Origin of the sequence: Rhizobium sp. CB3090 (genome assembly GCF_029714285.1) — a bacterium.
In the GTDB taxonomy this organism is placed as follows: Bacteria; Pseudomonadota; Alphaproteobacteria; order Rhizobiales; family Rhizobiaceae; genus Rhizobium.
Window position 1 is genome coordinate 90,587 of sequence record NZ_CP121665.1, and the last position, 13,608, is coordinate 104,194.

Here is a 13,608-nt window from a genome sequence, read left to right on the forward strand (position 1 = left end):
TGGTCTCGTAGGTGTAGGTAACAAACCTCGCCGATCGTGTTGAAGCCCAGCACGCGAAGACCGTCGACGATAGCCGGATTAAGCCGCAAGGCCGCGATCGGCAAACGGCCCATCGTCTTGGCCTGCGCCCCTCGCGGAACGACAGAAGTCGGCTGTCCGAGAAACCGCGCGCAGGCGTGTGCCGCGCCCCAGGTGTCGGCGACCGCCGCCCGCGCGGCAATGCCCGAATGGAAGAAGCGATTGACCATGCCGGACAGCATCAGGTCCTCACCGCCATGCAGGTGATCGGCACCGGTCGTGTCGATGACCAGGCCATCAGGTGGATCGGCGGCAACGATCGGCGCATAGCGCTGCAGCGCCCAGAGCGCCAGACGTTGAAGCGCCTCAGCATCTGCAGCCGGGTCGGCGTCCATTGCCACGAGGCCAGTCACCAGCGCCTGCGCCTTCGTCGCCGGCATGCCAACCCACAAGCCAGCCGCGCGCGCAGCCTTGTCGGCGGCGAGCACAACGCGCCGGCGCTGCTCACGACCGACGAGAACGAGCGGCGTCTCAGGCGGAGGCGCGGCCTCGCCAAGTTTCCGCCGAAGACGATCCGTGGACCAGGTCGGAAGGAAGAGCGATACGACCCTTGGCATCGGGGGCTTCCACTTCAAAATCTGCACTTTCGCCGGCACGGCAACGAATAAGCTCGAGCAGCCAACGCCCGACGCCCGGAACTGGCAAGGGGGAGGATGGGAGCACGGAGACACGCCACCGGGTGGCGGACGCCGTCGGCTGCCCGAAATCGGATGCTTCGGTCTGACGCCGCCAACGGCGGACGGCGATGCCGATCATGCCGGAATTTTCCGCCGATAGCTGCAGGCGACGCGACGCGGTCACCGACAGGCGCGCGAGTTGCCGACCACGGCGCCGAGGCCGCCATGACGCAATCCCTCCTCCATGCAAGCGAGTAGCGCATTTTCATCGCCCGCCTCGACATAGATGACCCGTCCTGGCGACAGGCTCACTTGGGCGAGCGCCGGCGCAAAGAGATCGGCACGCGTCATGCACCAGAGCACCGGCCCCGAGTGCGTGCGGCGACCGCCGCGGCAAACAGCGCTGTGGCGGCTCCATCGACCGCGCCATTGCCGCCGCCGGCGATCTCGTGCAGCGCGCCGAGCGCCAGCCCTCCCTGTGGCAATCGGCCATCGATTTCGGGAACACCGAAGGGCAACACCAGCCGCCGCCGAATCTCCCCACCTTCCAGCCGCTCGATACGCTCGCGCAGCTCGGCGATGACGGGGTTGACGGCGTGCTCATGCATCACGAAATGGCGCCTCCTTGGGCTTTGCAACGGTCGAAACGGCCGCACAGTCTGCTGGCGAAGTCATGCCGTAGGTGCTGAAGCCACATCCAATCACCCCCGACACCGACGGTGGTGGTTTAGCATCCGGCCGAGGCTGCATCTCGGATATGCCGTCGAACGCAATACGGGACGACTGATCAATTGATTTTTTGGTCCCGTAAACGCACTCGCGAGTTCATTTGCCGGCGATGGCATACCTTCCTGTCGGTGTTTTTGACGGCGTAGGTGTCCCGTGCGTGCGGAACTTCCTCCTGTGGATTCAAACGGGCCTGCTTCCGCCTCCTTGGCATTTCTATCAGTCCTCGTGTGCCAAGTGCTTGCTTTTATCGGCTGGTATGAAGTTGCTGGGCTTCGTTGCTTAATCTGTCGGATTGTTGGGGCGTCGACACATTCTTCGCCTTCTCCAGAATTCTCGCTCCTCTTCTTCCGTGATGACGTCATCGGTTTCCGGAGCCGATGGTTCCTCTTCTTTGGGATAACCTCCCTCCAGGAAACTCTCCGCCTGGAGATAAGCGTAGGCTTGAGGTCGCAGTTCTACCTTCAGGATGTGCACAGCAATCTCGCCGGAATACTCCGAAATCGGCTCAGCATAAGCATAGGTTGCCCAGGGGAAAAGCTTGATCATGACTTCATGAAGACTATGCGCACGAAGGTGATAATCAATCCGCACATCCGGCTCTTCCTTCTGGCCTCCGCCGACATAGATGCGGAGATTACAAAAGATCGCAGTTGTGTCACCCCACTCGTCCCACACAAAAAACGTCGTCTGATCCTGCATTTCCTGCATCAGCACGCGATCAAGCGCAAAGGCCGTGCGCATCAGCAACTCTGGATCGGTTGTTATGGCCTCATCGAAGCAGAGCCTTGCCGAGGCATCGAGCATATTGGTCGCCGGAATGACGATCGACCATTCTGACTCCGTTACCACGCACAACGACTTCTCAACCTGTTGCCAGAGCATTAGGTCACTTTCATAATCGACGATTACCACCCAAAGCGGCAACGCATGCCTTGTCCAATAGTCGAGGTGTTTCTTCTCTCCGCGATAGGTATGATCGCCATGCCGCTTACTTGTCGACGATACGGATCTGATTTGCAGCGGCAAGAACCGACCTGTCGGCCAGCCGTCATCGAGGATTTCGGCGCGCGCATCAATGCCGGTGTCGGAACTTGATAACCTACGGAAAGCCCATTTGAAATCCCGAACAAAAACCTTCTCGACAGCGTCGATGGCAAGGCGGACGGCGGGATCCATCTCATGGTCATCCGGCTTCTTGCCGAGCGGCGGTCGCACTGGCGGCGTTGGCGGAAAAATCCAGCGACGAACGGCCGCAAGGAGCGCGCCCGCCGCCGCGACCAGAGCACCTATTACGATCAATCCAGCCTGGAGAAGTCGAACCATTGAAGCTCGCCGTTACGAAGCGCGGCCTCCCGTGTTCACATGTTCAAGTAAGGCAAGAAGACCTCTGAGAATGTCCGTCGGCGACGGCGGACAGCCCGGAATATGGAAGTCGACGGGTATGACTTTCGAAACTCCGCCGATAACGGCGTAGCTGCCCGCGAAGCAGCCGCCGTCGCGGGCACAGCCGCCGAGGGCAACGACCCATTTCGGAGCGGGCGTGGCGTTATACGTCCGTTCCAAGGCTTCGCGCATGTTCTTCGTCACCGGCCCGGTCACAAGCAGTACATCGGCATGACGCGGTGAGGCGACGAAGCGAATCCCGAAGCGCTCTATGTCGTAGAAGGCATTGCTCAGCGCATGCATCTCCAACTCGCAGCCATTGCAGGAACCCGCATCGACCGCGCGGATCGACAGACTGCGGCCGAGCCGCCGGCGGGACGCGGTGTCGATGGCAGCGGCGAGTTCCTCCATCGCCGCATCGGCAGGTGGTGGTGCCGGTTCCGTCAGCGGCAGGCGGATCAGGTTTTCGAAGAGGAGCTTTCGCATGCGACCTTGCCCTCAAAGATCATGACCGGAATAGGAACAATTGAACGACTTGTTGCAGAGCGGGAAGTCGGCAACGATATTGCCTTCGATCGCAGCCTCCAGCAGCGGCCACTGAAACCAGGATGGATCGCGCAGATGGCAGCGTTCGATCCTGCCATCCGGCGCAAGCCGCAGCCAGACCAGTACGTCACCACGAAAACCCTCGGCAAGCGCCATGCCTTCCCGATATCCACCGATGGAAGGGATTGCGCTGAGGATCGGACCTTCGGGAAGGCGGTCGAGGACCTGCTCGATGAGCAACAGGCTCTGCTCGACCTCGCGAATACGGATCCAGACGCGGGCGTTGACATCGCCGTCGTTAAGCACCGGAACGTCGAAGACCAGACTATCATAGGGCGGGTAGTGCAAGACCTGCCGGGCGTCGAAACCGCGTCCGGAAGCTCGCCCGACATAGCCACCTGCCCCGTACTCGCGTGCCAGTTCGGCGCGCAGCCTGCCTGTGCCGACCGTCCGGTCCTGCAGCGAGGCGGTGTTGTCATAGAGCTCCACCAGGGCGGGGAACCAGCGACGGATCTCGGCAAGCAAGCTTCGCAGGCCGATGACTCCCTCACTATTCAGATCGCCGGTGACGCCACCGGGCACGATACGGTCGCGCATCAGCCGGTGGCCGAAGGCGGCATCCGCCGCGCGCAACACACGCTCGCGCAGCACACCGCAATGGGCCAGCATCAGTGGAAATGCGGCGTCGTTGCCGATGGCGCCGATATCGCCGAGATGATTAGCGAGCCGTTCCAATTCAGCCATCAGCGCGCGCAGCCAGACCGCCCGGGGCGGAACGACGAGCCCGAGCGCAGCCTCGACGGCCTCCGAAAAGGCATAGGTATAGGCGACCGTGCTGTCGCCGGAGGTTCTGCCGGCGAGCTTCGCTCCGCGGATCAAATCCGCACCGGCCATCAGCGCCTCGATCCCCTTGTGGACATAGCCGAGCCGTTCCTCGAGTCGCACGACCGTCTCGCCGTTAGCCGTGAAACGGAAATGTCCCGGCTCGATGATGCCAGCATGCACCGGGCCAACCGGGATCTGGTGCAGGCTTTCGCCCTCCGCACGCAGGAAGGCGTAGGGACTGACCTCCGACGAAGGAACACCACCCTCTTTGAGAGGGTGGTGCAGGCCCCAGCGGCCGTGATCGAGCCATGGCCGGCCGTCCGGCAAATCCCGCGGTTCAAGCCCGGTCAGGTCGCGGATTGCCCGCTCCAGCCGCAACGCCGGCGGATGCAATTGCGCCACAGACGGATATCCGCCGCCTTTCAGCCCTTCAAGGCTGATAACGCCGATCATACCGGCCAGCTCATCGAGCAAGGCCATATGAACGGCATTGGCCTCGCCCCATTGACCGAGCAGAGTCAGGCGTCCTTCCGACAGAGCCAATGCGGCCGATGTCCATGCAGCCGCATCGACGGCGGCGCGCGGCCACAGAGCATGATGCGGAACCGAACGGCCCTTCTCGAGGATGTCACTCAGCGTCGGCATCTTCCCCCCGCATCATCGAAGAAGGTTGGCGATATGCTGGAACCACGTAACCAGCTCCGACGGTAGATAGACGCCGGCGACGAGCACCAGCGCGAGATGAGCATACATCGGTATATAGGAAGCCTCTGCTGGCATGATGCTGCCGCGCGGCTGCCCGAAGACGGCCCCTGTCAGGCGCAGCAGCAGCGCGCCGAACGCGACCAGCAATCCGAAGACGAGCGGAATGGCAAGCAGCGGTTGCTTCGCGAAAGCCGAGCTGACGATCAGGAACTCGCTCATAAATATCCCCGCCGGCGGCAGGCCGGCGATGGCGACGACGCCGGTCAGCAGGCCCCAGCCGAGCCCCGGATGCGTCTCAGTCAAGCCGCGGATGGCGGAGAGCCTTTGCGTTCCCTTAACCTGAGCGATATGGCCGACGGCAAAGAAGATCGCCGATTTGGTCAGCGAATGCATGACCATATGCAAGAGCCCGGCGAAATTGGCGATTGGTCCGCCGAGGCCAAAGGCGAAGACGATGATGCCCATGTGCTCGATCGAGGAATAGGCGAACAGGCGTTTGATATCGCGGCGGCGATAGAGCATGAAGGCCGCGAAGATTAGCGAGGCGAGCCCCATTGTCATCATCAACGGTCCAGGCGCAAGAGCTTCGGGATTGGCCGATAGCAGCATCTTGAAGCGCAAGACTGCGTAGAGCGCGACATTGAGGAGCAGGCCGGACAGGACCGCCGAGATCGGCGTCGGCCCCTCGGCATGCGCGTCCGGCAGCCAGGCATGCAACGGCGCAAGACCGACCTTGGTGCCATAGCCAAGCAGCAGAAAGACGAAAGCGACATTGAGAAGCGCCGGATCGAAGGCAGAGGCGTGATCGATCAGGATGGTCCAGACCATGGCGTTATAGCCTTCACCGACGACCGGCTGCGCCGCCAAGTACACGAGGATAGTGCCGAACAGCGCAAACGCGATGCCGACGCTTCCCAGAATGAAGTATTTCCAGGCGGCTTCGAGAGCCTCGTGGGTGCGGTAGATGCCGACCATCAGCACGGTGGTGAGCGTTGCAAGCTCGACCGCGACCCACATCAGACCGATATTGTTCGATACGAATGCCAGATTCATGCCGAACATCATGATCTGATACATGGCGTGGTAGAAACGAAGGTTCGCAGGCGTCAGCCGCCCGGTATCCAATTCATGCGCGATGTAGCTGGCACTGAATATGCTGGTAGTAAAGCCCACGAAGCTGTTGAGGACGATGAAGACGATGTTGAGATCGTCGATGAGCAGATATTGTCCCGGCGTCGGCCGCGCGGCCACGAATAGGGACAGGGCAGCGAGCAGGGTCAACAGGCTCGCGAATACGTTCAACCGTGCCGTCATGCGATAGCCGGGCAAAAGCGCCAAGAACACGGCCGCAGCGATCGGTATCACCAGGACGGCCGTCACCGCGTCGAATGCCAGGACGGAGGAGAATATATTCATTTCCGCCGTCTCCCCTTGAAATCATCAAGCGCGCGGATATCGACCGTATCGAAGCGTTCGCGGATGCGAAACAGAAAAACGCCGATGACAATGAAGGCGATCAGGATCGAGAAGGCGACGCTGATCTCTACGACCAGCGGCATGCCCTTGGCGCCGGTCGCGGCAAGCACCAGCCCGTTCTCAAGCGACATGAAGCCGACGACCTGACTGACGGCATTGCGGCGCGTGACCATGATTAGCAATCCGAGCAGCAGAACCGATAATGCGAAGGCGAGGTCCTCCCGCGCCAAAGGATCGGCCGTTGGTGTCACCCGAAGCATCACCACCGTCGCCAAAGCGACGAGACCGATGCCGGCGAGCATGGTGAGGCCGATGCCGACGACGGTTTCGATCTCGCGGTGGATACCGAGTTGGCGGATCATGCGATGGAGCACCACGGGAATGACGATGGCCTTGAAGACGAGGGCAATCGCCGCCGTGACATAAAGGTGTGGGGCATCCTGGACGAAGGCCTGCCAGGCCACCGACAGGGTCAATATCAATGAGTGCAGTGCGAAGACGTTGAGCAGCGCGTAGAGACGGTCCTGATAGAGCATCATCATGCTGACCAAGACCAGACCGCCGGCAAGCATGTGAGCTATGTCGAAGACCGGACTGTTCATCACAGGCTCCTCGATACGAACCGCAGCAAGGTTGCGAGCAGGCCGAGCATGAGCGCCGCGCCCAGGAACTCGGGCACCCGGAAAACCCGCATCTTGGCGGTCGCGGTCTCGAACAGGGCAAGGAGCGCGCCACCGACCACAAGCTTGGCGAGATAAGCAAATATGCCCGCCAGATAGGCAACAAGCCCCTCCCCCTCTACGGCGAGTTTCCACGGGACGAACATGCAGGCGATCAGGGACATGTAGAGCAGCAGCTTCAGGGATGCCGCCAGGTCGATCATCGCGAGGTGCCGTCCGGAATACTCCAGCACCATGGCTTCATGCACCATGGTCAACTCCAAATGCGTTGCTGGATTGTCAACTGGGATACGGGCATTTTCGGCGATCGCGACCATCACGAGGGCGATCAAGGCGATTGCCAGCGAGACGCGCAGGCCTACCTGCGGGGAGGCCATGAAGGCGGCGATGGTCGAGAGCTGGGTCGAGCCTGCGATCAAGGCCAGCGTGAAGATGATCAGCAGCATGGACGGCTCTGCCAGCGTTGCTATCTCCGCTTCGCGGCTCGATCCGATACCGCCAAAGCTGGTACCGACGTCCAAACCGGCGAGCGCCAGAAAGAAACGCGCGCTGCCAAGCAGCGCAATGATGGCAATCAGATCCGCCGTCCAACTGAAAATCAGGCCGGTGGCGAAAGTCGGGGTGACAGCGGCTGCGACCCAGGTTGCGGCGAAGATCAGATAGGGCATCACCCGGAATAGCCATGACGCGTTTTCGGCCAGTACCACTTCCTTGCGCAGGAGCCGCAGAATGTCGCGGTAGGGCTGGATCATGGAAGGTCCCTGCCGACGCAGCAATCGCGCCTTGATCAGACGGATGAAACCGGTCAGCAGCGGCGCAAGCAGCACGACAAGCGCCATCTGAAAGGTCTGGATGAGAAGAGCTGAGATCACGACCATAGCGCCAGCACCAACAGCAGGAAAACGAGCGCGAGGAAAACCAGGCTAAGATAGCGCCGGATCGTCAGGAATTGCAGATGGTTGAGCTTTTCGGCGGCAAGGCTGACGGCGCCAGTAATCGGCAGGTAGAGCCCTTCCCAGATGAGATCGTGTGTCTCGACGGCAAAACGCGCCGGCCGAAGATCCCCCGGCGGTGGCATGTCAACCCTCTCGCGGGCGCGGAAGATCAGCGTCCCGAAAACGCGCCGTATGGGCTGAGCGAAGCTGTCCGCCGTATATTGCGTTGCCGGGCTGATTTCCGGAAAGCCGCAATCCCAGGCGGGTGCCCGACGCAGCCCACGCGAGGCGAAGCGGTGGATGAGATAGGCCGTCAACGATGCTGAGAAGAGGGTGAACAGGAATACCAGAAGGCCATTGTAGGAGCTGCGGCTTTCGGCAATCGGCACGATCGACAGCCATGGAATATCCGTCTGCACCGGCATCCGCTCCCCGATCAGCGACAACGTTATCGGCCCAAGCCCATCGATGACGATGCCCGGCAGGATGCCCGCCAGAAGGCACAGCGCCGCCAGGACAGACATGGCCGCAAGCGAGAAGCGATCGACCTCCACCGCCTGCTCGGCCATAGTACTACGGGGACGGCCGAGAAAGGTCACGCCGTATGCCTTGACGAAACAGGCAGCCGTAAGCGCTGCCGATAAAGCCAGCATGCCACCCGCCGCCGGCACGAGGATCTTCAAGCCCCACTGCGGCACAGCGGGGCTTTGCAGGATGGCCTGGAACGCCAGCCACTCGGAAACAAAGCCGTTGAATGGCGGCAGGGCCGAGATCGCGACGCAGCCGAAGAGGAAGACGACGCTGGTGACGGGCATGCGATGGATGAGGCCGCCGAGCTTGTCCATGTTCCGCTCACCCGTCGCCGTCAGCACCGCGCCGGCGCCGAAGAAGAGCAGGCTCTTGAAGAAGGAATGGTTGAGGACATGGAACAGCGAGGCAGTCAGCGCCAATGCCGCCGCCAGCGCCATACCGTTCGCCTTGAAGGCAAGCGCCAGCCCGAGGCTGACGAAGATCACCCCGATATTTTCGATGGTGCTGTAGGCAAGCAGGCGCTTCAGATCGCTTTCCATCAGCGCCTGCAGGATGCCGAGGACGGCGGTCCCGCTACCGATGATCAGCACGACGATACCCGACCACCAGGTCGGCATGCCGACCAGGTCGAAGACGACGCGGATGAAACCATAGACCGCGACCTTCGTCATGACACCGCTCATCAAGGCGGAAACATGGCTGGGGGCAGCCGGATGCGCCAGGGGCAGCCAGAGATGCAACGGCACGAGACCAGCCTTGGAGCCAGCGCCAAGCAGCAGCAGAATGAGCGCGAGACCGGCCACGAACGGCGTGTGCGCGGATAGCCGCATGGCTGCAAAGCTGTAATCGCTGGTAGATCCAGCAAGCAGGCCGAAGGCAAGCAAAAGGGCCAGCGTGCCGAAGCTTGCCATGACGATGTAGACGTAGCCCGCCTTCCGGTTGCCGGCATCGCGATGGTGGGCCATCACCAGTGCCCAGGAAGCAAGCGACATGAACTCCCAGGAAATGAGGAAGGTGAAGGCATCGTCTGCCAGTATCACCAGGTTCATGCCAGCGAGAAAGGCCGGAAAAAACGGCAGCACGCGATGCGGCGAATGTTCGTGACGGCCGTAGCCAAGGGCGTAGAGAGCCGAAAGGACACCGCCGAGATTGACAACCATCAGGAAGAAGGCGGCAAGCGTGTCAAGCCGAAAATGGCTTCCGAGCCACGGCAGGCCGAAAGGAAGAACCATCGCCGGCGCTTCGGCGGAAGGAAGGCCCGCGACAAGATAAGCAAGCGCGGCCGCAAAGGCGATGGCAGAAAAGACCAGGCTCGCCCCGTAGACAACCTGCAAAGACCAGATCGAACGGATCAGCGGCACCGCCAGAACCCCCGTCCCAAGCAATACAGCCACGCATAACAACAGGACGGAAACCGGTGTCACGATTGCCCCCTGCCTGCATGCGGAGGCGCAGATGACTCGACCGTGCCGCCCTCGAAGGGCTTCATCTTCGACCTGAGCCTGACCCCTCGCCCGCCGTCCAAACTTGTCGCGCCCTCGTTGATCACCTCGATGCCCGCACCATCAAGTGCAGCCAGAAGACGCATCAGCGAGTCGACATTGCCGCGCACCACGTCGGCGCTCGCCTCCATTCGCTGGATCGTTGGAACAGAGATTCCCGCCAATTCGGCCAGTTGGCGCTGGTCGATACCGAGAAGGGCCCGGGCGGCCCGCATCTGAGCGGCAGTAATCACGATTCAACCACCATCGCTTATCTTGCACAGACTCTGATAATTAAGGTCTATGATGTGCCTATTGATGTCTGAAATCAATATTCTAAAGTGTCGGCCTCTCTGGCCGCGGCAGCGAAAGAACGGCAATATCCGAGCCGATAGTTGTTGGCAAACAACCGAGACTTTGTAACGCCTGGCAGCACCTGCTATGCAATTCCGCGTGACGGGTCGTGGCCGCTCGGAAGCGCCTTAAAGTCGCACTCGAATTGGACGGGCTTCATTGAGAAATCCCCAAGGCCATTTCACCAACAGGGGCAGCGTGGATAAGGCGCCATTCTCCAAGCGACCCTGCGCGTTCCGTGCCTTCGCGCGCGACTTCGTCCGGGAGCGGGGAACGGCGCGCAATTTGGCTTCTATGATCCGTGCTTCCAGCCAATGGCAGACGCGGATTTAGTTGTAAGAATTATGGACCGGCATTTCCGCCGATTTCGCCATTTCCACACAATTTCGACCGGCGGCCTTCGCAAGGTAAAGTGCCTTATCTGCGGCCTCCAGTATCTGCTTGAAATTGGTGGAAGGCTGGTGGGAACAGGCAATGCCGAGACTGACAGTGACATTGATCCGTTCATGATCAGCCACTAAGACTGTGGCTTCGACGTTGCTGCGAATTTTCTCCGCGACAATGGCGGCGAACTTTTCGCTGGTGTTCGGTAAGAGCAGCACGATTTCCTCACCCCCGTACCTGGCGGCTACATCTGTTTTCCGGATCGTCTGCCGTATGACGTCAGCTACTCGGGCCAGAACGGTATCACCGAAAGAATGGCCCCAGCTGTCGTTGATCTTTTTGAAATGATCGATGTCGATCATGATGATCGAAAAGGGAATACGATTTGTCTCGGCAATCTTGCTGCAGCGGTCTCCCTCGCGCTGGAGAACACGACGATTTGGAAGCTTCGTTAGCGGATCAACGCTGGCCTCATTCTCAAGGGCGCGTTGAATTCGAATGCGATAGCGCTCGCGCTCCAGCAGTTCCGACAGCAACACAACGCCCAAGAGATTGGCAATTGTGACTGGCACAGTTGCTGAAAAGAAGAGCTCGCGTGCAACGTCGGCAGGCAGAAATGCGAGAACAATCAGGGACGACATAGTCGCGACACCAAACAGGACCGAACGTCTCCAGCCTTGGCCGATCCAATGCTGCGGTAGCCGCGTCAAACCATATCCCGTTAAAGCGACAGCCACTATGCCGACGGTCCCACCCTCTGCTCCAATTCCGCCGAGCAACAGGCGAAAAACCCCCATCATCGTTGCGGCCACCAAGGTCGCGATGGGTCCGCCGTAGATTGGTACAAGAACAAGCAATATGGAGCGACCATCATGGAAGACACCCGGCATCCAGTGGATTGGGTCCCCCATCGACAGGACTCCGCCCAACCCGAACAAAAGTCCCACAGCAAGGGACCTAAGAGCACGGCCCTCGACAGTGCGGATCACCCACGAATATGCATAAACTATAATGGCCGCCTGGCCCAAGATGCGCACGATTGACGATATATGAATTTCAAGTCCCATGGTCATCTCTGCTCTATTAACGAGCCGCCGCGAGCGATACCCTATTCAAAAATTCTTAGCGCACGGACGCGGGGCTCGCGGCCGGCAAACTAAATATTGATATCCAACGCCGTCTTTCATCAGAAGGTTGTCCGTTATTTGGCGGAGCAATGTCACCGATGCAGACCGGTCGCAAGGCCATCCGCGATGGTGGCACCGCCAGCGCGCTGAGAGCCAGAAATTGACCCTGATTAATGTCCGCTCGGTAGCACGTGCGATTGTCCCTCGTCCTCCCAGGGAACAGGACCATGGACAATCCAACCAAGAATGTCGCGTTAGAGCATCGTGCCTCCGTCTTCAATGGCAAGAGGTCGCAACCGCAGTAGGAATGACCGTCGGAGTGACGTTCCACCATGATGGAGCAATGGCATGATTGACGCATCTCAATGCGCATTCGCCATTTTCCGTCTTTCTAGGAGACTACGATCTTGTCGACGAAATGCGACCCAGACGTGCTCCATATAGAATTTAAGCGTCTCGGCCACAGGCTAGGATGGTGCCAATGGAAATTCGATCACCCCGTCCCCTCTCTCGCATCCCAACAAGCGGATTGAGTCGCCCTTATCGCGGGCTGCACTATCATGAGCCACTCATGGCTGGCGGCAATGTGCCGATGCCCTCGCGTCTTTACGGCTTTGTGCTGAGTTTCGGCGCTTGGCACCAGATGCGCCTCCTTGCTCTGTCGATACTCGCCTTTGCAGCCGGCACCGCCCCGCTGGAGGTACAGCGGCGCCTGATCAATACGGCGGTTGAGGGAGGTTCCTACCGGTTAGTGGCAGCGTTAGCGGCCGCCTATCTTGGCATGGCGCTCGTAGAAGGAGTGTGCAAACTCGGGCTCAATCTTTACCGCAACTGGCTCGGCGAATCGGCCATCCTCTGGCTGCGCAAGCTGATCTTCCGCACTGCCGAAGGCGATAGCAGCGAGGGTGAGCGATTGATGGCGGAAGGCGTGCCGCTCTCCATCATCCTTGCCGAGGCTGAACCCGTCGGCGGTTTCATCGGCACAAGCCTGTCTGAGCCCATGCTGCAGATCGGCATTCTTGCCACCGTCGCCGGCTACCTTTTGTATTTGCAGCCTGTAATGGCCGTTGCCGTCGCCATCGTCTTCGTGCCCCAAGCACTTTTTGTTCCGTCCATGCAATCAGCCATCAATCGCCGCGTCGAAGAGCGGATCAAGACGATGCGCGACATCAGCGAAACAGTCATCGAAGAGGGCATGACCTTTGGTACCGAGAAACCGCAGGACGACCGCATGTTTGACGTCTTTGGCGATAACATGAGCATCTACAAACTGAAGTTTTCCATGAACTTCTTGATGAATATATTGGTTCAGATTGGCTATGCCGGCATATTCGCGCTGGGGGGCTATTACGTCGTCAACGGGAGTCTCGAGATAGGCACAGTCGTAGCCTTCATCTCAGGCCTGGCCAAGATCAACGCCCCTTGGGGCGATCTCGTGGACTGGTATCGCGATCTTCGGGTCACACAGGTCAAGTATCAGCTGATCCGCTCGGCGGCAGAAATCACGCTTAACTCGCATACGGCGCCAGGCGAGCAGTAGCCCGTCCGGCTAGCCCGTGTTGACGTTCTGGATCATATCCAGGGCGGTAGCTCGTCGACTTCTATTGATAGGATGGTCGAAAATGCGTGTGAAGAAGCAGCGAGGATAGGCCTCAGTGTAACATCTTGCGAACCATCGGGTTTGTTCCACAGCTCCGCCTTAACAACGGTCAGGCCAGAGGCGTAGGCCGGAACTGCAAGGCTAAGGAAGACCGGAA

General features: G+C 60.1%; 11 protein-coding genes and 2 pseudogenes. 2 read left to right on the forward strand and 11 right to left on the reverse strand.

The features are described from left to right. Positions 1-23: 23 nt before the first annotated feature. The 3 genes and pseudogenes from QA646_RS29875 to QA646_RS29885 all read right to left on the reverse strand — a co-directional run. A pseudogene (locus tag QA646_RS29875) lies at positions 24-635 on the reverse strand (DNA polymerase Y family protein); the annotation flags it as partial. After that, positions 550-1,303 (reverse strand): annotated as a pseudogene (locus QA646_RS29880) (ImuA family protein). The pseudogenes QA646_RS29875 and QA646_RS29880, both read right to left, overlap by 86 nt. Positions 1,304-1,703: 400 nt before the next feature. Then, complete coding sequence (locus QA646_RS29885; protein WP_283061207.1) at positions 1,704-2,600, reverse strand: DUF4365 domain-containing protein; 897 nt, start codon at positions 2,598-2,600, stop codon at positions 1,704-1,706. A 3-nt stretch (positions 2,601-2,603) separates the two neighbouring features. Between QA646_RS29885 and QA646_RS29890 the strand changes: the two genes are divergently transcribed. Further along, positions 2,604-2,750: a hypothetical protein gene (locus tag QA646_RS29890; RefSeq protein WP_283061208.1), complete on the forward strand. Its 147-nt coding sequence runs from the start codon at positions 2,604-2,606 to the stop codon at positions 2,748-2,750. A 9-nt stretch (positions 2,751-2,759) separates the two neighbouring features. Here the strand turns inward: QA646_RS29890 and QA646_RS29895 are convergent, their stop codons facing one another. The 8 genes from QA646_RS29895 to QA646_RS29930 all read right to left on the reverse strand — a co-directional run bounded on the left by QA646_RS29895 (position 2,760) and on the right by QA646_RS29930 (position 11,791). After that, positions 2,760-3,293: an NADH-quinone oxidoreductase subunit B family protein gene (locus QA646_RS29895; RefSeq protein ID WP_283061209.1), complete on the reverse strand. Its 534-nt coding sequence runs from the start codon at positions 3,291-3,293 to the stop codon at positions 2,760-2,762. Positions 3,294-3,305: 12 nt separating this feature from the next. Then, positions 3,306-4,823 carry an NADH-quinone oxidoreductase subunit C gene (locus QA646_RS29900; protein ID WP_283061210.1) on the reverse strand — a complete coding sequence of 506 codons (1,518 nt, stop codon included), beginning with the start codon at positions 4,821-4,823 and terminating at the stop codon, positions 3,306-3,308. Positions 4,824-4,835: 12 nt separating this feature from the next. Continuing rightward, a complete protein-coding gene (locus QA646_RS29905; protein ID WP_283061211.1) occupies positions 4,836-6,299 on the reverse strand; it encodes a hydrogenase 4 subunit F in 1,464 nt (487 codons plus the stop codon). Continuing rightward, entirely contained in the window at positions 6,296-6,961 is a 666-nt protein-coding gene (locus QA646_RS29910; protein WP_283061212.1) for a hydrogenase-4 component E, read from the reverse strand. The genes QA646_RS29905 and QA646_RS29910 overlap by 4 nt, the downstream gene beginning before the upstream one ends. Continuing rightward, on the reverse strand, positions 6,961-7,917 hold the full coding sequence (locus QA646_RS29915) for an NADH-quinone oxidoreductase subunit H (RefSeq protein WP_283061213.1): 957 nt from the start codon (positions 7,915-7,917) through the stop codon (positions 6,961-6,963). The genes QA646_RS29910 and QA646_RS29915 overlap by 1 nt, the downstream gene beginning before the upstream one ends. Next, positions 7,908-9,929, reverse strand: a complete 2,022-nt coding sequence (hyfB, locus tag QA646_RS29920; protein ID WP_283061214.1) for a hydrogenase 4 subunit B — start codon at positions 9,927-9,929, stop codon at positions 7,908-7,910. The genes QA646_RS29915 and hyfB overlap by 10 nt, the downstream gene beginning before the upstream one ends. After that, the gene (locus tag QA646_RS29925; RefSeq protein ID WP_283061216.1) at positions 9,926-10,240 is read right to left on the reverse strand and encodes a helix-turn-helix transcriptional regulator; all 315 of its coding nucleotides are present in this window, start codon (positions 10,238-10,240) and stop codon (positions 9,926-9,928) included. Before QA646_RS29925 ends, hyfB begins: the two co-directional genes overlap by 4 nt. Positions 10,241-10,669: 429 nt before the next feature. Further along, positions 10,670-11,791, reverse strand: coding sequence for a diguanylate cyclase (locus QA646_RS29930; protein WP_283061218.1), 1,122 nt, complete (start codon positions 11,789-11,791; stop codon positions 10,670-10,672). A gap of 631 nt (positions 11,792-12,422) precedes the next feature. Between QA646_RS29930 and QA646_RS29935 the strand changes: the two genes are divergently transcribed. Beyond that, positions 12,423-13,391, forward strand: coding sequence for an ABC transporter ATP-binding protein (locus QA646_RS29935; protein ID WP_283061219.1), 969 nt, complete (start codon positions 12,423-12,425; stop codon positions 13,389-13,391). The last annotated feature ends 217 nt before the right edge of the window (positions 13,392-13,608 follow it).